At 58.9% G+C, this 18,683-nt stretch carries 21 protein-coding genes; 8 read left to right on the top strand and 13 right to left on the bottom strand.

Annotated features, from left to right (window positions below):
• Positions 1 to 149: 149 nt before the first annotated feature.
• Complete coding sequence (locus ABD112_RS08905; protein ID WP_009772173.1) at positions 150 to 353, top strand: cold-shock protein; 204 nt, start codon at positions 150 to 152, stop codon at positions 351 to 353.
• 160 nt (positions 354 to 513) lie between these two features.
• On the opposite strand, the gene ABD112_RS08900 is transcribed toward ABD112_RS08905, so the two are convergent.
• From ABD112_RS08900 to ABD112_RS08890, 3 genes are all read right to left on the bottom strand, one after another.
• Positions 514 to 2,283, bottom strand: a complete 1,770-nt coding sequence (locus ABD112_RS08900) for a DEAD/DEAH box helicase (protein ID WP_343925105.1) — start codon at positions 2,281 to 2,283, stop codon at positions 514 to 516.
• A gap of 69 nt (positions 2,284 to 2,352) precedes the next feature.
• A complete protein-coding gene (gene dinB, locus ABD112_RS08895) occupies positions 2,353 to 3,600 on the bottom strand; it encodes a DNA polymerase IV (RefSeq protein ID WP_343925103.1) in 1,248 nt (415 codons plus the stop codon).
• A gap of 143 nt (positions 3,601 to 3,743) precedes the next feature.
• Complete coding sequence (locus ABD112_RS08890; RefSeq protein ID WP_343925101.1) at positions 3,744 to 4,007, bottom strand: GlsB/YeaQ/YmgE family stress response membrane protein; 264 nt, start codon at positions 4,005 to 4,007, stop codon at positions 3,744 to 3,746.
• Between the two features lie 161 nt (positions 4,008 to 4,168).
• Here ABD112_RS08890 and ABD112_RS08885 point away from each other — a divergent pair, with 161 nt between their 5' ends.
• The gene (locus ABD112_RS08885) at positions 4,169 to 4,930 is read left to right on the top strand and encodes an SGNH/GDSL hydrolase family protein (RefSeq protein WP_343925099.1); all 762 of its coding nucleotides are present in this window, start codon (positions 4,169 to 4,171) and stop codon (positions 4,928 to 4,930) included.
• A gap of 66 nt (positions 4,931 to 4,996) precedes the next feature.
• Here the strand turns inward: ABD112_RS08885 and ABD112_RS08880 are convergent, their stop codons facing one another.
• The 3 genes from ABD112_RS08880 to ABD112_RS08870 all read right to left on the bottom strand — a co-directional run bounded on the left by ABD112_RS08880 (position 4,997) and on the right by ABD112_RS08870 (position 8,278).
• Complete coding sequence (locus tag ABD112_RS08880) at positions 4,997 to 6,103, bottom strand: fatty acid desaturase family protein (protein WP_343925097.1); 1,107 nt, start codon at positions 6,101 to 6,103, stop codon at positions 4,997 to 4,999.
• A gap of 110 nt (positions 6,104 to 6,213) precedes the next feature.
• Positions 6,214 to 7,440, bottom strand: a complete 1,227-nt coding sequence (locus ABD112_RS08875; protein ID WP_343925095.1) for a D-alanyl-D-alanine carboxypeptidase family protein — start codon at positions 7,438 to 7,440, stop codon at positions 6,214 to 6,216.
• A gap of 34 nt (positions 7,441 to 7,474) precedes the next feature.
• On the bottom strand, positions 7,475 to 8,278 hold the full coding sequence (locus ABD112_RS08870) for a TrmH family RNA methyltransferase (protein WP_343925093.1): 804 nt from the start codon (positions 8,276 to 8,278) through the stop codon (positions 7,475 to 7,477).
• A gap of 82 nt (positions 8,279 to 8,360) precedes the next feature.
• Between ABD112_RS08870 and ABD112_RS08865 the strand changes: the two genes are divergently transcribed.
• The gene (locus tag ABD112_RS08865) at positions 8,361 to 9,191 is read left to right on the top strand and encodes a Sir2 family NAD-dependent protein deacetylase (protein WP_343925091.1); all 831 of its coding nucleotides are present in this window, start codon (positions 8,361 to 8,363) and stop codon (positions 9,189 to 9,191) included.
• Positions 9,192 to 9,237: 46 nt separating this feature from the next.
• Positions 9,238 to 9,870 (top strand): histidine phosphatase family protein, encoded by a 633-nt coding sequence (locus ABD112_RS08860; RefSeq protein ID WP_343925089.1) that lies wholly within the window; start codon positions 9,238 to 9,240, stop codon positions 9,868 to 9,870.
• 17 nt (positions 9,871 to 9,887) lie between these two features.
• On the opposite strand, the gene ABD112_RS08855 is transcribed toward ABD112_RS08860, so the two are convergent.
• Positions 9,888 to 10,970, bottom strand: a complete 1,083-nt coding sequence (locus ABD112_RS08855) for a glycosyltransferase family 4 protein (protein ID WP_343925087.1) — start codon at positions 10,968 to 10,970, stop codon at positions 9,888 to 9,890.
• Positions 10,967 to 11,878, bottom strand: a complete 912-nt coding sequence (locus tag ABD112_RS08850; RefSeq protein ID WP_343925086.1) for an alpha/beta fold hydrolase — start codon at positions 11,876 to 11,878, stop codon at positions 10,967 to 10,969. The genes ABD112_RS08855 and ABD112_RS08850 overlap by 4 nt, the downstream gene beginning before the upstream one ends.
• A 122-nt stretch (positions 11,879 to 12,000) precedes the next feature.
• Here ABD112_RS08850 and ABD112_RS08845 point away from each other — a divergent pair, with 122 nt between their 5' ends.
• A complete protein-coding gene (locus ABD112_RS08845) occupies positions 12,001 to 12,702 on the top strand; it encodes a 3'-5' exonuclease (protein ID WP_343925084.1) in 702 nt (233 codons plus the stop codon).
• 149 nt (positions 12,703 to 12,851) lie between these two features.
• Here the strand turns inward: ABD112_RS08845 and ABD112_RS08840 are convergent, their stop codons facing one another.
• Positions 12,852 to 13,103, bottom strand: coding sequence for a type B 50S ribosomal protein L31 (locus ABD112_RS08840; RefSeq protein ID WP_010202510.1), 252 nt, complete (start codon positions 13,101 to 13,103; stop codon positions 12,852 to 12,854).
• Between the two features lie 74 nt (positions 13,104 to 13,177).
• Positions 13,178 to 13,960, bottom strand: coding sequence for an ABC transporter ATP-binding protein (locus ABD112_RS08835; RefSeq protein WP_343925082.1), 783 nt, complete (start codon positions 13,958 to 13,960; stop codon positions 13,178 to 13,180).
• 129 nt (positions 13,961 to 14,089) lie between these two features.
• On the opposite strand from ABD112_RS08835, the gene serB reads away from it, so the two are divergent.
• The gene (serB, locus tag ABD112_RS08830) at positions 14,090 to 14,728 is read left to right on the top strand and encodes a phosphoserine phosphatase SerB (protein WP_343925080.1); all 639 of its coding nucleotides are present in this window, start codon (positions 14,090 to 14,092) and stop codon (positions 14,726 to 14,728) included.
• Between the two features lie 28 nt (positions 14,729 to 14,756).
• Here the strand turns inward: serB and fabG are convergent, their stop codons facing one another.
• Positions 14,757 to 15,479: a 3-oxoacyl-[acyl-carrier-protein] reductase gene (gene fabG, locus ABD112_RS08825; protein ID WP_343925078.1), complete on the bottom strand. Its 723-nt coding sequence runs from the start codon at positions 15,477 to 15,479 to the stop codon at positions 14,757 to 14,759.
• Between the two features lie 71 nt (positions 15,480 to 15,550).
• Here fabG and ABD112_RS08820 point away from each other — a divergent pair, with 71 nt between their 5' ends.
• Positions 15,551 to 15,853: a DUF3099 domain-containing protein gene (locus ABD112_RS08820; protein WP_343925076.1), complete on the top strand. Its 303-nt coding sequence runs from the start codon at positions 15,551 to 15,553 to the stop codon at positions 15,851 to 15,853.
• 50 nt (positions 15,854 to 15,903) lie between these two features.
• Here the strand turns inward: ABD112_RS08820 and ABD112_RS14610 are convergent, their stop codons facing one another.
• Positions 15,904 to 16,056, bottom strand: a complete 153-nt coding sequence (locus ABD112_RS14610) for a hypothetical protein (protein ID WP_425563816.1) — start codon at positions 16,054 to 16,056, stop codon at positions 15,904 to 15,906.
• A gap of 32 nt (positions 16,057 to 16,088) precedes the next feature.
• Between ABD112_RS14610 and ABD112_RS08810 the strand changes: the two genes are divergently transcribed.
• Positions 16,089 to 16,925, top strand: coding sequence for an SURF1 family cytochrome oxidase biogenesis protein (locus ABD112_RS08810; protein WP_343925074.1), 837 nt, complete (start codon positions 16,089 to 16,091; stop codon positions 16,923 to 16,925).
• 40 nt (positions 16,926 to 16,965) lie between these two features.
• On the opposite strand, the gene ABD112_RS08805 is transcribed toward ABD112_RS08810, so the two are convergent.
• Positions 16,966 to 18,564: an ABC-F family ATP-binding cassette domain-containing protein gene (locus ABD112_RS08805; protein WP_343925073.1), complete on the bottom strand. Its 1,599-nt coding sequence runs from the start codon at positions 18,562 to 18,564 to the stop codon at positions 16,966 to 16,968.
• Between the last annotated feature and the right edge of the window lie 119 nt (positions 18,565 to 18,683).

Here is an 18,683-nt window from a genome sequence, read left to right as displayed (position 1 = left end):
TTTCATTACCGTTGTGTGAACTTAATGAAATAGATGACACATGAAGCCCTGTACTGATATAGCCTTATGTAATCGTTCATGTTCTATACAAGGCATGGATGCGGCCTCGACTGTCGGGGCCTGAAAGAACGCTCCTGGAGGAGTTTTAAATGGCACTAGGTACCGTCAAGTGGTTCAACGCAGAAAAGGGCTTTGGCTTCATCGCCCCCGAGGACGGAAGTCCTGATGTGTTCGCCCACTACTCGGCCATCGCAACAAATGGCTACAAGTCGCTCGACGAGAACCAAAAGGTTGAGTTTGACATCACACAGGGTCCCAAGGGACCCCAGGCGGAGAACATCCGCCCCATCTGATCTTGATAGTTCAGTAACGAAAACGCCCTCGGTCCTATACCGGGGGCGTTTTCTTGTTAACAGGCGCTATTCGTTGACCGGCACTGTGCGAAACCACGATGAACGTGTGTGCAGAGAGCTCAGCACCAAGTGTTCTCTAGGATTTCGGGGCCCACTCCAGTTAGGAGTGCTTGCTCTTACTCAGGTAGTCGATCCGAGTTTGCAGCTGAGTCACCGTCGCCTGGGCAACGGCCGGGCCGCCGCACACTCGTCGCAGTTCTGCATGAACGAGCCCGTGTGGCTCGTTGGATAGTTTTGCGCGTCGACCCACCAGATTGTTCAGGAGTGTGCGCTGCTCTTTGAGCGTGCGGTAGAGCGGCTGTGGCTGATCTGCCTTGGGCTTGCTTTCGGCGCGGCGCGACTGGCGTTTCTGGCGCTGTAAAAGTAGTTCGCGCACCTGGTCGGGCTCCAAGATTCCGGGGAGCCCGATGAAGTCGAGTTCTTCGTCGCTGCCAGTCTCGGCCGCGAAACCGAATTCGTTGCCGTCGAAGAGAACCCGATCAAAGTTTGCGTCTGACTCGATTGCTTCCCAGATGAATTCGTCGGCAAGTTCATCGCTCGTTTTCTCTTCGCGGTTTTCGCTGTCGAGAAGGCTGTCGTCGAGCATTTCATCTTGTGCGCTGTCGCGATCGAGCGCGTGATCACGCTCTTGTTCCAATTTCTCGGCTAGAAGCATCAGCGACGGCACGCTCGGCAAGAAAATTGATGCGGTTTCGCCACGGCGGCGCACACGCACGAAACGACCGACCGCTTGAGCGAAATAGAGCGGTGTGGAAGCCGAGGTTGCGTACACTCCGACGGCGAGTCGAGGAACATCTACGCCCTCAGACACCATCCGCACGGCGACCATCCACCGGCTGTCGCTCGCAGCAAATTTCTCGATTCGAGCGGAAGATTCTTTCTCGTCGGAGAGCACGATGGTTGCCGACTCCCCCGTGATCTCCTTGATGAGCCCCGCATAGGCGCGGGCAGCAAGCTGGTCGGTAGCGATGACGAGTCCACCGGCATCCGGAATCGAATGCCGCACTTCGCTGAGGCGACGGTCGGCCGCACGCAGCACCGCCGGGATCCATTCGCCTTTGGGGTCGAGAGCAGTGCGCCACGCCTGCGAGGTGACGTCTTTGGTGTCGCCTTCGCCGAGACGCGCTTCCATTTCGTCGCCCATTCGGGTGCGCCAGCGCATTTTGCCCGCATAGGCCATGAACATGACCGGGCGCACGACGCCGTCGCTGAGTGCTCGGCCGTAGCCGTAGCTGTAGTCAGTGACGGAGGTGCGGATGCCTTTACCGTCGGGGGCGTAAGTGACGAACGGAATGGGGGCAGTGTCGCTGCGGAACGGGGTTCCGGTGAGCGAGAGGCGTCTGGTCGCTCGACCAAATGCTGTGTGAATGGCGTCGCCCCAACTGAGGGCATCACCACCGTGATGCACTTCGTCAAGAATCACGAGGGTTCGTGCAGAGTCGGTGATTTCCTGATGCAGGGACGCCTTCATGGCGACCTGCGCGTAGGTGACGGCGATTCCGTTGAACCGGCGCCCGCCCCAGGCGTCTCCGTTGGAGAACCCAGGGTTGAGGCGCAGCCCAACACGGTCGGCGGCGTCGGCCCATTGCCGTTTGAGGTGGTCGGTAGGCGCGACAACGGTTACGCGATCGATTTCGCGACGGGCGATGAGTTCTACAGCCAGGCGCAGCGCGAATGTAGTTTTGCCGGCACCGGGGGTTGCTGCGGCAAGAAAGTCTCGCGGCTCCCGCTCGAAATACAGATCGAGAGCTTCGGCCTGCCACGCTCGCAATTTGGATGCGGTGCCTCTGGCGGCTCGCTCAGGGTACGACGGTGAGAGATGTTCCGCCGCAAACGTGCCCACAGTTGGGCTAGGCAATGAAGTGCTCACTTGATAAGACTTTACCGTTTCTCACTGACATCGATGGTCGCCACCGCGGAGTTTCGCTGTGGGCGCGGGCTAATCGCGTTGGCCGAGCCGCGGCCGTTCAGAACGCTCAGCGCCTAACAAGCGAGCGGGGCCAACAGCTCCTCGGCCAAAACGTGCACACGCCGCCTCCATCGCTTCTTCTGCGTCTCGCCAGCCATCTGTCGTGTCCCACAAGCTCACGAGCGTGCCACCAGGATCGACAAGCTGCTCACCGCGCACGCCGACGAGTCGCACGGGCCGGCCTTCCGCCGCGAACTCTTCATAGACGCCTCGCACTGTGTCATAGAGGGTGCGCCCCAAGTCGGTGGGTTCGGGAAGCTTGCGCGAGCGAGTCACGGTGCTGAAGTCGTCAAACCGCAACTTGAGAACAACAGTGCGCGCCACCATGCCCGCTGTTCGCAGGCGAATCGCGACCTTTCCCGACAGCCGCAATAACTCTCTGCAGATCTCGTCAGCGTCGAGCACGTCGTACTCGAACGTTGTCTCGTGTCCGATGCTCTTCTCTGCCGGCCGTTCTACCACCTGCCGCAGATCGTTGCCCCACGCGAGATTGTGCAGCTTAACGGCGCTTGCCTCCCCCACTGCGCGAGTCAGCGATGCACGATCAGCGTGGGCAATATGGGCAATGGTAGAGAATCCCCGCTGCTGAAGCGCCTCCTCGGTCTTGCCCCCAACACCCCACAGCGCAGAAATGGGCAACGGGTGAAGAAACTCGATCGTCTTGTCGGCAGGGATCACCAACAACCCATCAGGCTTCGACAAACCAGAGGCAACCTTGGCGACGTATTTGGATGCCGCAGCACCCACCGAGCAGACCAGACCAGTCTCGGCGAGCACCCGCGCGCGCAGTAGGGCGGCCACCTTTATCGGCGAGCCATAAATGGCGCGCGCACCAGCGACATCCAGAAAGGCCTCATCGATGCCCAATCGCTCCACCTTGGGGGTGAGCTCGTCGCAGATCTCAAAGACCTGTGTGGAGAAGTATTGGTATCGCTCGAAGTGCGGTTCGAGCACGACGGCCTGGGGGCAGCGACGAAGCGCGAGAGCCATCGGCATCGCCGAGTTGACGCCATACTTGCGTGCTTCGTAGGTGGCCGCCGTGACGACAGAGCGGGTCGAGTTGTGGCCGACAATCACGGGCTTGCCGATGAGCTCTGGGCGGTCGAGGAGCTCGGCCGAAGCGAAGAAGGCATCCATGTCGACGTGCAGGATGGTCGCGCTGCTGTCATCGATGTCGGTCGCGGAAACATGCCGCTTCAGTCCGTCTTGCTTGCCCATGTGTCTATTGTCTCAGCAGCCTCTGACTGAACGTGCGCGGTAAACCTGCGAAGTACTCCGGGGCAGCGGATCAATTGCCACGCTTGGTGTTAAACACAACGGGCGGCACACCGAAGTGTGCCGCCCGCCATGCCGATAAAGAGTTAGCGACGTGAGCCGCGAGTAACCAGCCCGTAGATGAACAGTACGAGAACGGAGCCAGCGATGGCTACCAACCATGTCTGGATCGAGAAGAAGTTCTCAAGTCCAATATTGAAGAGCTGGCCTCCAATAAAACCGCCGATGAGGGCTCCAACGACACCGAGGACCAGTGTCGCGATCCAACCGCCGCCTTGGCGGCCAGGCAGGATGGCCTTAGCAATAGCGCCAGCGATCAGTCCCAGTATGATCCAACCGATGATTCCCATTGTGTTTTCTCCAAACGGGGTTAAATGGTCTTCGAGGTGAAGACCGTGAGTAAATATAATATGAACCCCGTTCAGGGGTCAAGCCATACAGGTCGCTCACAGGAATCACACGGGTTTCGCACAGACAAGACCTGAGACACGATCTGAGGCAAGCTAGACAAATGGAAGAACAACATCCCTGGACCCGATATGTAGCGATCGGTGACTCATTCACTGAAGGGATCGGCGATCCCGAACCCGACTCCCCCGGCGGCAATCGAGGCTGGGCTGACCGCGTGGCCGAGGTGCTTGGCCACAACAAAGATGACTTCGCCTACGCGAACCTTGCCATCCGCGGTCGACTATTGAACCAGGTGCAGGCCGAACAGCTTGAGCCGGCGCTGGAGCTCAAGCCAGACCTCATCAGCGTCTCTGCCGGCGGTAACGACATCATTCGGCCTGGCTCAGACCCCGATGAGGTCGCTGCCCGGGTCGATACGCTCGTTGCAGGTCTACGTCGAGATGGCGCAACCGTGATCCTGTTCACCGGACCAGACATTGGGATGACGCCGGTGCTCAGCCGCATGCGTGGCAAAGTTGCCATCTATAACGAGAACATTCGCGCAATCGCCCAGCGTCACGATGCAGTCGTCGCCGACATGTGGTCATTGCGAGAGCTTGCTGATCCGCGAATGTGGGCACCGGACCGCCTGCACTTCTCGCCGGTCGGCCATCACACCGTAGCCCGTATGGTTCTTAACGCGCTCAACGTCGCGAACGAACTCGAACCGTTCAAGCCAGAGCCCCTACCCCCTCGGCGGTGGCGTCGAGCCCGTGTCGAAGATATGGGTTGGGCCCGCGAACACTTCATGCCCTGGGTGCTGCGGCGAATTCGTCATCAGTCGTCGGGAGACAACATCACGGCCAAGCGCCCGGGCTTCTAAGCCAGGACAATGCTAATAGGGCCCCTACCAGCTCGGTAGAGGCCCTTCTAGTATGTATGCGGTGTCCTAGCCGGTGTAGCCGGTTCGGCCAGCAGCGGGGCAATCGAACGGGTCACCGTCGGCACCGAGTCCGACCTCGTTGAGGTAACGGATCACAATGCCGTACGACGTGACGAGTCCAACCTCGGTGTAGCTGATGTCCTTGGTCTTGCAGTACTCCTTGACCATCTCTGCGGCGCGACGCAAGTGCGGGCGCGGCATCGTGGGGAACAAGTGGTGCTCGATCTGGTAGTTCAAGCCGCCCATAAAGTGGTTCATGAAGTGACCACTGCGAATGTTGCGGCTCGTGAGCACTTGACGACGCAGGTAGTCAACCTTCGAGCCCTTCGGCAGAATCGGCATTCCCTTGTGGTTGGGGGCAAACGACGCACCCATGTACAGGCCGAAGATGCCCATCTGAACCGCAAGGAAAGCAAACGCCATGCCCACAGGCAAGAATGTGAAGACGACCGCGAGGTAACCGATGTTTCGCACAAGCAGGAGCGCGATTTCGAGCGAGCGCTTATCTACCTTCTTCTTGAGATTGAAAACCTCTTGGAAAGCGTGTGAATGAAGGTTGAAACCCTCGAGGAGAAGCGCGGGGAAGAACAGGTAGCCCTGGCGGTTGGCCATGAACTTAGTAATTCCCTTGAGGCCGACAGCCTTTTCCTTCTGGAAAATGATGAAGTCGGTCTCGATATCGGGGTCTTTGTCTACCGTGTTGGGGTTAGCGTGATGACGCGAATGCTTATTCATCCACCAGGCGTAGCTAATACCGACCACGAGATCGGCCAAGACACGTCCGAGAGTGTCATTGAGCTTGCTCGAATCGAACACTTGACGATGAGCGAGCTCATGGGTCAAGAACGCATACTGCGTGAAGATAATGCCCATGGCGGCAGCGATAAGCAGCACGTACCATGTGCCTGCGAGCATCGCGAAGCCGAACCACGCTGCGACCATAGCAATGGTGATGACAGCAAAAGTGATGATGTAGAAGCTTCGGCTGCGACGCAGCAGTCCAGCTTCGCGAACAGTGCGCAGTAGCGCGGCGAATTCGCTGATGGGATTACCAACACCGCGTGGACCAGTTTTAATTACACGTGCGGAATCGGCTGAGAGAGAACTGCTCACGTGACCTCAGAAATTTCGAATGACTTCCCAGCCATGTGACATACGAGCGGGTGCTCCAGATGCACTCCACCCTACCGCGAGTGCCTGTGAGCCCAGTGTTTATTCGTAAACTAAAACAGACTCTGTGGATTTGTGAGTCTCCACCACACGCCGGGATCGTCAATCTCGTCGCTGAACTCCAACGGAATCTCGATGGACTCCGTGCCGATGCGAACGTAGACCACACCCGCGCTCGCACCCGCATCTGTGAGACGGACTGGTTCGGCATCCACTGTCGCTGTGATGTCGTCCTCGCCCCACACCACGCGAGTGACCGTGTCGGAGGCGACAGCGCTCGAGTCGTCACCCCACGGCGTGTCGTACTCGGCGAACTCTTCACCGGCACTTGCGAGGGTCACTTCGGTATACCCCTCAGTCGCATCCGCAATGAGGGCACGAATTGCCGCAGCAATAGTGGGATGATCTGGCCCACCAACGACAACGCCGACGAGCGTCTTGATCTCGCCGCCGATGGTGACATCGGTAGAAAAGAGTAGGCAGGCCCAGTCGTCGAGGAGCGTTCCCGTCTTGATTCCGTCGACGCCGTCAATGCCGAGCAACTGGTTGCGGTTGCTCACTGTGCCTAGCCCCGGCACGTCAACGGATGGCGTTGACACGATCGCGGCAACGACAGGACTCTCAATCGCGAGTCGTGCGAGTTCCGTGAGGTCCTCCGCAGTGCTCTTATTAGAAGTTTGGATGCCCGACGCCTCGGTCAGCGTCGTATTGCCGAGCCCCTGCTGGCTAAGCCACGCCGCAGCAGCGGCAACGAACGCTTCCTCTGAGCCGTAGGCCCACCGCGCCAGCGACTGGGCATAGTTGTTGGCTGAAGCAAGGAGCACGACGTTCATGACCTCGCGCTGCGACAGTTGTTGGCCGTCAGTTACTGGCCACACGAGTCCAAATTGCGACTGCTGCGTGTAGTAGTAGTCGAGATCGGCTGGCCCGAACGTGATCGTGGGCCCCGCCTCATCTGCGCTGAGTGGTTTCGCGTCGAGCACGACAAGCGCGGTAATGACCTTGGTTATTGAGGCGATGGGCAAAGCCTCATCGCTGCCAGCTTTAGCGAGTACTCCAGGCCGGTCAAGGTCAGCGATGGCCGATGCTCCGTAGCTTGGGAACGCGAGTTCTGGTTTTGGGAGCTCCGGCGCTGCCGGTGCTATCACTGACGCAGACACTTCACCGAGCGGCGCTAGCAACGTCATTGGCAAGTAGAAGGCCGTTGCCAGCACAACACCGATCGCGGAAAATACGATAACGCGACGGCGACGAAAGATTTGATATTGAGTCAGCGGCACCGCATAACGGTAACAGTTTGGTCGTGGGTGAGCGCTAGCGCACGCGGAGCGTGTACATGCCCACTGCGCTAGCGGCAGCCACATTGAGCGAATCGACGCCGTGCATCATGGGAATCTTAACAACGCTGTCGGCAGCCTCGATTGTCTGCCGCGAAAGGCCATCGCCTTCCGTGCCGAGAATCAGGGCAACACGTTCAGGGGCATTCGCGGCAAACGTGTCGAGATCGATTGCGTCGTCGCTCAGCGCGAGTGCTGCGAGGTGAAAACCAGCCGCCTGCAGCACCTGTGCATCGGCAGGCCAGTTGTCGAGCCGGGTCCAGGGCACCTGAAGCACAGTGCCCATGCTTACCCGCACGCTGCGACGATATAGCGGATCTGCACAGCGCGGCGTAATGAGAACAGCGTCCGCTCCGAGCGCAGCAGCCGAACGGAACACCGCACCAACGTTGGTGTGGTCAACGATGTCTTCGAGGATAACGATGCGCCGAACGCCCTCGATTAATTCCGTAACGGAGCGCAGCTGTGGGCGGTGCATCGAGGCAAGAGCGCCGCGGTGAAGATTGAACCCCGTGAGCTGTTCCAGCAGCTCTGGCTCCCCCACATAGACAGGGGCGTCTGAGTCACCGAGCAGTTCGGCAACGTCGTCGAGCCATTGTTCGAGTACAAGAACGGCGCGCGGGATGTGTCCGGCGCGCAGAGCGCGAGCAATGACCTTCGACGACTCGGCAATGTACAAGCCGCCCTCAGGTTCAGTGCGCCGCCGAAGGGCAACATCGGTGAGGTTGGCGAAGTCGCTCAACCGTGGATCGGAGAGTTCGGTGACCCTGACGACATTCACTATGTGTTCCCAACTTGCAGATTCGCGGCTCAGAGAGGCTTGACGAGGCATTTGTGCTGTTAGCAGTGTCTACGCTGGAGGTGTGCAGACACAAAACGGAAGCCACGACATCGACCGTGCTGCAGAGCTCCTCAACGGAAAGCTCATCAGCGTTCTCACGGGTGCTGGCCTCAGCACCGATTCCGGCATACCCGATTATCGCGGTGAGGGTGCCGCTGTGCGTAATCCGATGACGTTTCAGCAGTTTCAGAGCGCCGAAGACCTTCGCAAGCGGTACTGGGCGGGAAGCCACCTGGGATGGAAGCGATTTGCGGCATCCGCCCCCAACGATGGCCACTCCGCCCTTGCTGAGTTTGAACGTCGCGGACTGAGCAACGGTGTCATCACTCAGAATGTTGACGGGCTGCACTTGCAGGCAGGATCAACACGGGTTGTGGATGTCCACGGCAGCATAGACCGAGCCCGTTGCCTTCGGTGCGGCCAGTATTACGCTCGCACCCCTCTCGCTCAGAGGATCGAAGATCTCAACCCGTGGTTAGAAGAATCTGAATCCCATACCCTCAACCCCGACGGTGACGCCGATGTCCACGACGTCGACGCTTTTGTGGTTCCGGAGTGCACCGTCTGTGGCGGCATGCTGAAGCCGGATGTCGTCTTCTTTGGTGAGTTTGTTCCCACCCGAAAGTTCCAGCTCGCATCCGCGCTCGTGGATCAGTCACAAGCGCTCATCGTCGCGGGCTCATCGCTCGTGGTGAACTCCGGAATCCGACTGGTGGAGCGAGCACTTCGCAAGCACATTCCTCTCGTGATCATTAATCGCGGCACAACTAAAGCTGATCGGCGGGCCGACGTTAAGCTTGACGGCGGAGCATCCGTGATTCTGTGCGATTTGCTGGAACGACTTACCGCCTGAGCGCTCCACAAGCGCGAATGCGTGGGCTGCTATCGAAGGGAGTTTTGTGTTCATTTACCTCGTGCGTCACGGCGAAACGGACTGGAACCGTGAACGACGCATTCAGGGCAGCAGCGATATTCCGCTGAATTCGACGGGCCGCGCTCAAGCAAGGACCACCGGAGAACTGCTCGCCCGACGCAAGTGGGATGGAATCTTTGCCAGCCCTCTCTCGCGCGCCATGGAAACCGCGCAGATCATTTCCGCCGAGGTCGGTCTGGCAGCGCCGATTGCACTTCCCGAGGTTGTCGAACGCCGGTATGGCGATGCCGAAGGGCGCACCGACACTGAAGTAGACGCGCTCTATCCGGGAGATACCGAAGTCCCCGGCCGCGAAACACGCGAATCTGTGAGTGAACGAGCTCTCCCCGCTCTCGTGCAGCTTGCCGAACGAAACCATGGGAAGTCCATGATCGTTGTAGCCCACGGTGGTGTGATTGCGGCGATCCTGGCCGCAGTGGCACCAGAGCGACCTCGCGCGCCAATCGTCAACGGTTCAGTGCACAGCTTTCGCCATGACGATGGATCTCTCTACTTGGTCAACTTCGATGACCCAATTGAAGCCGAGTCAGAAACCAAGGGTGGAGAGCCGTTCGACGCTCAGAACGTTATCGCGCGCCGGGAGTCGTCGGTTCAGTAGCGGGGCAACGCGGTAGCTCACTTGCGTGATTGCGTGCGGGCTGCCACAGCATCCTGCAACACCTGAGAAAGCTCAGCCGCACCCTTCGTCCACGTGAAGTCTGCGGATCGGGCGCGCGCGGCGGTTGAGCGCTTCTGCCAGACTGCGGGATCTTCGAGTGCTCGGACTTCACGCACAAGTTTTGCGGGCTCATCCGGATTGAAGAACCCGCCGGCAGGTCCAGAGATCTCGCGGAAGATCGGAATGTCGCTCAGCAATACTGGGGTTCCCAACACCATCGCTTCTACCTGAGGAAGACCGAAACCCTCATCCCGCGACGCTGACACGAGCGCCGTTGCCCGCGACAGTGTTTCGACATACACCTCATCGCTGGCCCCGTCGTGGAAGATCAGGCTTGAGTCTGGGGCGAGCTCGGTCAACCGGGCCTTCACGTCATTGTCCGTGCGGCTCATGAGGTGAAGGGTGTAGCCGGGCAGGTCCTGCAGAGCGCGCGCCATGAGCTCCACATTCTTGTACGGCATGTAGGAGCCCATGTAAACCAGCTCGCGTGAGGTGGGAACCGCGCGCACCGGGGACTCGTCAGGGCTGTCTGTGCCCAGCGTGACGACCGAAATAGGATTCTTGGTGAGACGGTGCTCAAGCATTTGATCTCGAGTCGTCTGGGAGTCAGTAACGTGAGCATCCGCCCGATTGAGAAGTGCCCGCTGGAACGCCCAGGTGAGGTGGTAAACGCGCCACATCACTCGAACCGGCCAGGGCAAGTTGTGTGGCGGTGTGGGGTGCTTGTAATAGATCAAATCGTGCACGGTAGTGACCAGTGTGTACTTGCGCCAGAACGGTCCCATGGTTTGCATCGGAGTAAATACGACGTCGGGGTTGAGCTTGTTGACCTGAAGGGCCACAAAGGGCTCGCCCACGCCGGTTGGTGAACTCACGAGTTCCCACGGAAGATCGGGCAACAGCTCCAGTTGACGCTTATCAGAAATCAACATGGTCACTGGATGCAACTTGCTCAGTTCTTCTACGAGCCGTGAGCCGTAGCGACTGATTCCATCGTGTCTGCCTATGCGCGTGTAGCGGCAATCGAAGAATATTTTCATGTGGTGGTCTCCGCAACTGTTCCTGAGTTGAGGAACGCAACAATTAGCTCGGCTGCTTCGCGCGGCCATTCATAGTGGATGAGGTGGCCGACATTGTCGAAAAGTTCGAGTCGTGCATCCGGAATCAACGTCGCGAGCCGCTCCTGCGCAGGCACCGGGCTGATCGGATCCTGTCGTGCTCCAATCAGCAAGGTCGGCATCGAAAGCTGTTCGGCGAACATGCTCACGTCTGAGCCGATGGATGCTTCAAATCCCTCGAGTAAACTGTCGCGGTTTGCGTAGCTGCTGAAGTGGGCGTGATGCTGCTGGTGAACCCAACGGCGAAGTTCACGGTCACGAGTTTTGACCATTGCAAGACTCATCACGCGTACGACAAGCCAATTGCTGAGAAGTGGTGCACCGAGCGCGTGCGGGAGCGCTCGCGCGAGTCGATAGAACCCGAGGGTGATCTTGCTCAAGACCGCGTTGGGCCCGGCGAGTGCCGGTGCGGCGATGGGATTCACCAAGATAAGTTGCGGAGTAGCCAGCCCACGAGCGATGGCTGCCGCTACGACGATTGAGCCGAAGGAATGCCCAAGAAGTACGGCGCGCCCGCTGAGCCCCAGCGAGCCGACGAATGCTTCCAACCACATTGCGTAACCAGTGATGTCGTGGGCGTGGCCATTGAGCGGTGCGGACTCACCAAAACCGGGGATATCTGGACTAACGATGCGGATGCCGCGAATATGCGCGCACACAGCATCCAGACCGTGGTGGTCTCCCCGAAACCCGTGCACAAGCACGAGCACAGTCTCGGCATCGGCAGGTCCGTACTCCCAGTAGTGCGTGGGTGCGCCGAGCACGTCGATAGTGGAGTGCCTCGCCGGATTCTGGTCGAGCAGTGCTCCGTACGGCGATGCGGGTCTCATTCACACAATTGTAGGCAGTCGTCGCTGTGTTGCTGGCATCCGCGCCGTCGACAATGGGGCTTCGCGGTTAGATCTCCGCGAGCCGCGTTCCTGCTGTCGGTGCGTCCGCCTACGCTGAGTTCATGAGCAACTCGGGCACTTTAGCCACTTTCGATCTTGAGACCACCGGCGTCGACGTTGAAACGAGTCGAATCGTTTCAGCGTGTATTGCGATTGTCGATTCCGCTGGCGTCGTAATCTCGCGGTGGGATTGGCTGGCAGATCCGGGGGTGGAAATTCCGGAAGGCGCTGCCGCAATTCACGGAATTTCGACCGAACGGGCTCGTGCTGAGGGTCGTGAGGCTGCGATCGTTGTTGCCGAAATCGCGCAAACCCTCAAAGTCACGTGCGCCCTGGGTATCCCCCTCGTCGTGTACAACGCTCCCTATGATCTTTCGTTGCTCGACCGAGAGTGCCGACGCTATTCGATCGATTCTCTTCTCGAACCGTACGTCGTTATCGATCCTCTCGTGATCGATAAAGCAGTAGATCGCTACCGTCGCGGAAAACGCACCCTTGAGGTGACATCAGGGCTGTACGGTGTTTCGCTTGATGACGCTCATGATGCTGGCTCGGATGCGATCGCGGCTGCTCGCGTCGCTCAAGCGCTACTCGTGAAGTTCACCGACGAGCTGAGCATCCCGTTCTCAGAGCTCCACGATCGTCAGCGCCAGTGGTATGCCGATCAGGCTGCCAGTTTTCAGGATTACATGCGTTCGTCAAAGGGCGATCACAGTTTTGTCGCCAACGGTGAGTGGCCGGTTCGTTCCTTCCCGCAGCAGTAGCGCGCACGGCAGTAGCGAGCACAGCTGTGCTCGCACAACAGAACCGGCGACCGTGGCAGGGCGTATGAAGTGCGCGCTCTGCTCGAATCCTTCTGTTAACGACTGAAGGCGACCGATTATCGGTCGCCTTCAGTGAAATCTGGGTGTTACTAGTTGCCGAAGCCCTTGTAACGGTTCTTGAACTTCTCGACACGGCCTGCGGAGTCCATGATGCGCTGCTTACCCGTGTAGAACGGGTGCGACTCGGAGGAGATCTCGACGTCAATCACCGGGTAGGTGGTGCCGTCTTCCCACTCGATCGTCTTCTCGCTCGTCACAGTTGAGCGAGTGAGGAACGTGGAGCCCGACGCGAGGTCGCGAAAAACGATGGGCATGTATGTGGGGTGGGTCTCGGACTTCATTGGATTTCCCTGGGTTCTGGATTAAAAAAAGACGTAGGCGGTCACGCGGACCGACACACAAGCCTATCAGAGGTTTAGGCAGCTCGTGCGGTGTAGCGGCCGGCGTCTTTCGTGATGATGAGCTCGAGTCCAAAAGCGGCACTCAAGTTCTCTGACGTAACGACATCGTCGATCTTACCGGCGCTATGCACTGTGCCGTCGGTAATAATCAGCGCGTGGGTAAATCCCTGAGGAATTTCTTCAACGTGGTGAGTAACCATGACGATCGCAGGCGCGCTTTCGGCCTTCGCATAACCGCTCAATAGCTGAACGAGCTCTTCGCGTGCACCGAGGTCTAGGCTCGCGGCAGGCTCGTCGAGCAACAACAGCTCTGGATCAGTCATTACCGAGCGAGCAATCTGAACTCGCTTCTGCTCACCATCGCTGAGATCACCAAAGCGGCGGTCCTCTAAGTGCGAGAGGCTCCACTCTGCAAGAACGCGACGGGCGCGACGGAGGTCTACCTTCTCGTATTGCTCGTTCCAGCGACCAGTGACTGAGTATGCGGCGGTAAGAACAACGTCGATTACACGCTCGCTATTGGGCACACGACGGGCGAGCGCCGTGGACGCGAACCCGATTCTCGGTCGGACATCGAACACATCAGCAGAACCGAGGGTGCTCTCGAGCACAACGACTTTTCCCGAGCTGGGGTGGATCTGTGCGGCAGCCAACTGCAGCAGCGTTGTCTTGCCTGCACCGTTGGGACCCAAAATCACCCACCGATCGGATGCCTCGGCGCTCCAAGAAATCGAGTCGAGGATCGTGGTGCCGTTGCGAGTAACGGATACGTCAGAAAAAGAGAGGACACTAGCCATGATCACCTATCCTATTCGCTCAGACGATCGCGCGTGTAAGCCACTCGAGTGATCCCGATAGTCTGGCACTCGGTGTCGTGCGGTTCCGACTATCCACGACCACAGCTGTCGCACGAAAGGCCCAATCTCTTGGCAAAATTTCTCGTCATTCTCGATGTAGATTCCACTTTGATCGAGAACGAAGTAATTGAGCTGCTCGCCGCCCATGCTGGTTCCGAACCAGAGGTAACCGAGATCACTACGCGAGCGATGAACGGCGAACTCGACTTTGAGCAGAGCTTGCGGGCACGAGTCGCCACCCTGGCAGGACTTCCTGAGTCTGTGCTCGCTGAGAGCGGACGCGACATCCAGGTGACGCATGGGGCCGAGGAGATGATTGCTGCGGTCGTCGCTGCCGGCGGTCTAGTGGCTGCTGTCTCCGGCGGGTTTCATGAGCTCTTGGATCCTGTCGCCCGCACGCTTGGACTGAGCTATGCCCGCGCCAACCGTCTCGAAGTAATCGATGGCAGGCTCACTGGAAAAGTCATTGGGCCGGTCATTGACGCCCAGGCCAAGGCGAATGCGCTGCACGAATGGGCCAAGGACTCAGGCACTCCCCTATCGGCCACGATCGCCGTCGGCGACGGTGCCAACGATTTGCTCATGATGAAGGCTGCGGCGCTCTCCGTCGGGATTACGGCGAAACCGATTGTGCGTGCCAATGTCGACGTGCACATTGATTCGCGAGATTTGAGCGCGCTCTTGCCCCTGCTGGGGCTTCGCGGCTAGTTGGCCGTCGCGTCGGCGAAGCTTGGGGCTAGTGACCCATCCCGAGGCCGCCATCGACCGGGATCACGGCGCCAGAGATATACGCCGCGTCATCGCTCGCCAACCATGCGATTGCTTTCGCGACCTCTTGTGGCTGCGCAAAGCGACTTGCCGGAATCTGCTTGAGGTACGCATCCTGCTGCTCAGTCGGCAGCGCGGCCGTCATGTCAGTTTCGATAAACCCAGGAGCCACAACATTTGCGGTGATGCCGCGGCTTCCCAGCTCGCGAGTCAGCGAGCGAGCGAGACCAATGAGGCCGCTCTTGGAGGCCGAATAGTTGACTTGGCCAGCGGAACCGAGAAGTCCGACGACACTCGAAACGAGGATGATGCGCCCAAAGCGCGCCTTCATCATCCCTTTAGATGCACGCTTGACGACACGAAAGGCGCCGGAAAGGTTGGTATCGATCACCTGAGTGAAATCGTCGTCGCTCATTCGCATGAGCAGCATGTCGCGCGTAATTCCGGCGTTAGCCACAACGACTTCGACGGGGCCGAGTTTGGACTCTATCTCGGTGAATGCTGCATCAATGCTGGCAGCATCAGTTACGTCGGCAACTACCGTGAGGGTGCCCTCGGGGCCCGTGCCAGAGCGAGCGGTGACGGCAACTTGGTGCCCCTGAGCTACAAACTCTTCGGCAATTGCCCGGCCAATGCCGCGGTTGCCTCCGGTGACAAGAACGACTCGTGATTCAGGTGCTGTGCTGCTCATAGTTCCCAGCATATAGTCGCGAACAGCGGCGTAGGCTTAGGGGTACCTTCCTCGGCAACCTAAGAAAGCCCATGAACAGTCCTGAGTCGATAACTTCGCTTCCCGAGCGACCCGATGACGAGCGCCGACGGCGCGTGGTCAACTACTCGATTGCTATGGGGATCAGAGTCGTCTGTGTAATCCTCTGCGTCTTCGTGAGCGGATGGTGGCTAGTGCTGCCCATCTTGGGCGCGGTCGTGTTGCCGTATGTCGCCGTTGTGCTTGCAAACGTCCACACGCGACGAACCGGCACGATCGATGTTCCAGGTCAATTCGCCTTAGAGCCTGCCAGTTCGGCACATATTCCTCGCGCTCCTGATGAGGCAGCTCGGTGATCGGTGAGAACGGCCCGGCAACGTCGCAGTGCTCCAGAGCAGGGTGCCCACTAGACGCCGAATGGAACGTCAATTGGCGCAATCCGCGCATCCATGGCCTTGATCGCGTAAAAATTTGGCTGGCGTGCAACGAACATGTCGACTACCTCAATGAGTACCTCAGCTCGCGAGGCTTTCCTGTAGTCGTCAGCGATCTTGCACATCCCGCCACTGTCGTGCCCGACGGTGCCGCCCAATGAAAAAGTGGCGCTTCGCCTTCTCTCAACGCTGGTTCGGATATTTGGCCCTAGTTATCGCGTTCGCAATCGGTTGCGTGTTTCTCTCACAGTGGCAGTTTGATCGCCGCGGGGAAGCCGCCGCGGAAGTGGCTCGTGTCAGCGCAAACTGGGACGCCGCACCCCGGCAACTCGAGAAGGTTATGCCAGAGCTCACCGAGTTTGATATCGACAATAAGTGGATGTCAGTAGCCGTCAGCGGTGAGTATCTGGAATCTGAGCAGCTGTTGGTTCGTGGCCGACCGTACTCTGGGCAGCCGGGATTCGAGATTCTTGTGCCGTTTGAACTTGAGAGCGGTCGTGTGATCGTGGTCGATCGCGGCTGGGTGCCCGCGGGCAATGCCCAAGATTCTCCGGATGCTGTGCCCGCTCCCCCAACAGGGCGCGTCGAGATTGTGCTGCGTCTCAAGCCGGGCGAGCCGACGGTTCAAGGGCGGTCAGCACCAGACGGCCAGGTAGCTACAATCCATTTGCCAACAGTTGCCGATCTTGTTGACAAACCCACCTATATCGGTGGATACGGGCTATTGGCATCCGAGTCTCCCAGCGTCGCCGATATGCCACTCGCCTACCCACAACCGCTTCTCGATGAAGGCGCACACTTGTCCTACGCGTTCCAGTGGGTAGCGTTCGGCGTCCTAGCCTTCATTGGACTTGGCTGGGCAGTTCGTCAGGAGTACCGACTTATCAACGAAGCGGATCCTGCTGAGCGAGAGCGCGCTGAAAAGCGCAAACAAAAAGTAGAGGATCGTGGCCCCACTGATGCAGAGATCGAAGACGCGATTCTCGACGCGTAGGTCTTGAGCCCGATCAGTTGCTGGCGCCGCTACCCGCGAGTTAGGCCAAGGAAATGAGGTCTGCGTAGTCCTTGTTCCAGTGATCCTCAATGCCGTCAGGTAAAATGAGGACTCGTTCGGGGTTAAGGGCTTCGACAGCGCCCTCATCGTGGCTTACGAGTACAACGGCACCCTTGTAATTGGAGAGTGCGCCGAGGATCTCTTCACGGCTCGCGGGGTCAAGGTTGTTTGTGGGCTCATCGAGAAGCAACACGTTGGCGCCGCTGACGACGATCATTGCGAGAGCGAGTCGGGTCTTTTCTCCACCGGAGAGAACGCCAGCAAGCTTTGTTGCGTCATCGCCGCTAAACAGGAACGAACCGAGAACGCGTCGCGCTTCCATCTCAGTGATATTGGGCGACGACGACACCATGTTCTCGAGTACGGAACGTTTGACGTCGATCGTCTCGTGTTCCTGAGCGTAATAACCAATGCGGAGCCCGTGCCCGGGTTCGATATGTCCGGTATCGGGCTCGTCGACCCCGGCGAGCATGCGCAGCAGCGTGGTCTTTCCCGCACCGTTGAACCCTAGGATCACTACCTTCGATCCGCGGTCGATCGCGAGATCTACCGAAGCAAAGATCTCTAGCGATCCATAGCTCTTGCTGAGGTTGAAGCCCATGAGCGGTGTTCGTCCGCACGGAGCTGGCTCTGGGAAGCGAAGCGCTGCAACTCGATCGTTGGCGCGCACGTCATCAAGGCCGGCAAGCAGCTTCTCTGCTCGAGCAACCATCTGATGAGCAGAGGCAGCCTTGGACGCCTTGGCGCCGAACTTTGCTGCCTGGGCTTGCAGCGTGCTTGCCTTCTTCTCGGCGTTAGCACGCTCCTTCTTGCGGCGCTCTTCATCAGACTGGCGCTGGCGCAGGTAGTGCTTCCAGCCCATGTTGTACTGGTCGATCTGCTGGCGGTTGGCATCCAGATAGAAAACCTTGTTTACGGTGTCTTCGACAAGCTCAACATCGTGGCTGATCACAATCAGACCGCCACTGAAGTTTTTGAGGAACTCGCGGAGCCACACAACCGAGTCGGCATCGAGGTGGTTGGTCGGTTCGTCGAGGAGCATCGTGTCTGCGCCCGAGAACAGAATGCGAGCGAGCTCGATCCGTCGTCGCTGGCCGCCCGAAAGCGTCGACAACTGCTGGTCGAGGATTCGGTCGGGAAGGCTGAGATTGCTTGCGATTGATGCCGCTTCCGCTTCGGCAGCATAGCCACCCAATGAAAGGAATCGATCGTCCAGTTTGCCGTAGCGGTCCATGGCGGCACCGCTGACTTCGGGATCGCTGCTGCCCATCTCGTCTTGAGCTTGACGCATTTTCAGGACGATACTGCCCAAACCACGCGCGTCGAGAATTCGCGTGCGTGCAAGGTCTTCTGGATTCCCTGAGCGGGGATCCTGAGGCAGGTAGCCGATTTCACCGGTGCGCTCGATTGAGCCGCCGGTGGACTCCAGCTCGCCAGCTAGCGTCTTGGTGAGAGTTGTCTTGCCCGCACCGTTCCGCCCGACCAAGCCGATTTTGTCGCCGTGATCTACTCTGAAATTGACGCCCTGCATCAGCATGCGTGCGCCAACGCGCAACTCGAGATCATGCACAGCAAGCACGGCAAAACATCCAAATCTTTGGGGTAGGGGTTCACAGGCGACAGCACCAACCAACTAGTCTACTTCCTAGCGTTGGCAGTGCAGTGCAGTGCAGTCGAAGATCTACACAATCCGGAGTG

It is taken from the genome of Rhodoglobus aureus, from assembly GCF_039527955.1.
In the GTDB taxonomy this organism is placed as follows: domain Bacteria; phylum Actinomycetota; class Actinomycetes; order Actinomycetales; family Microbacteriaceae; genus Rhodoglobus; species Rhodoglobus aureus.
The sequence above is the reverse complement of the archived record's forward strand: the minus strand, read 5'-3'. Positions and strand labels throughout refer to the sequence as shown.

What these genes read in the sequence shown, in the direction of transcription:
- ABD112_RS08905 (WP_009772173.1), top strand. Translation starts at nt 150, where the DNA reads ATGGCACTAGGTACCGTCAAGTGGTTCAACGCAGAAAAGGGCTTTGGC.
- dinB (WP_343925103.1), bottom strand. Translation starts at nt 3,600, where the DNA reads ATGGGCAAGCAAGACGGACTGAAGCGGCATGTTTCCGCGACCGACATC.
- ABD112_RS08890 (WP_343925101.1), bottom strand. Translation starts at nt 4,007, where the DNA reads ATGGGAATCATCGGTTGGATCATACTGGGACTGATCGCTGGCGCTATT.
- ABD112_RS08885 (WP_343925099.1), top strand. Translation starts at nt 4,169, where the DNA reads ATGGAAGAACAACATCCCTGGACCCGATATGTAGCGATCGGTGACTCA.
- ABD112_RS08855 (WP_343925087.1), bottom strand. Translation starts at nt 10,970, where the DNA reads ATGAAAATATTCTTCGATTGCCGCTACACGCGCATAGGCAGACACGAT.
- ABD112_RS08850 (WP_343925086.1), bottom strand. Translation starts at nt 11,878, where the DNA reads ATGAGACCCGCATCGCCGTACGGAGCACTGCTCGACCAGAATCCGGCG.
- ABD112_RS08845 (WP_343925084.1), top strand. Translation starts at nt 12,001, where the DNA reads ATGAGCAACTCGGGCACTTTAGCCACTTTCGATCTTGAGACCACCGGC.
- ABD112_RS08840 (WP_010202510.1), bottom strand. Translation starts at nt 13,103, where the DNA reads ATGAAGTCCGAGACCCACCCCACATACATGCCCATCGTTTTTCGCGAC.
- ABD112_RS08835 (WP_343925082.1), bottom strand. Translation starts at nt 13,960, where the DNA reads ATGGCTAGTGTCCTCTCTTTTTCTGACGTATCCGTTACTCGCAACGGC.
- fabG (WP_343925078.1), bottom strand. Translation starts at nt 15,479, where the DNA reads ATGAGCAGCACAGCACCTGAATCACGAGTCGTTCTTGTCACCGGAGGC.
- ABD112_RS08820 (WP_343925076.1), top strand. Translation starts at nt 15,551, where the DNA reads ATGAACAGTCCTGAGTCGATAACTTCGCTTCCCGAGCGACCCGATGAC.
- ABD112_RS14610 (WP_425563816.1), bottom strand. Translation starts at nt 16,056, where the DNA reads ATGTGCAAGATCGCTGACGACTACAGGAAAGCCTCGCGAGCTGAGGTA.
- ABD112_RS08810 (WP_343925074.1), top strand. Translation starts at nt 16,089, where the DNA reads ATGAAAAAGTGGCGCTTCGCCTTCTCTCAACGCTGGTTCGGATATTTG.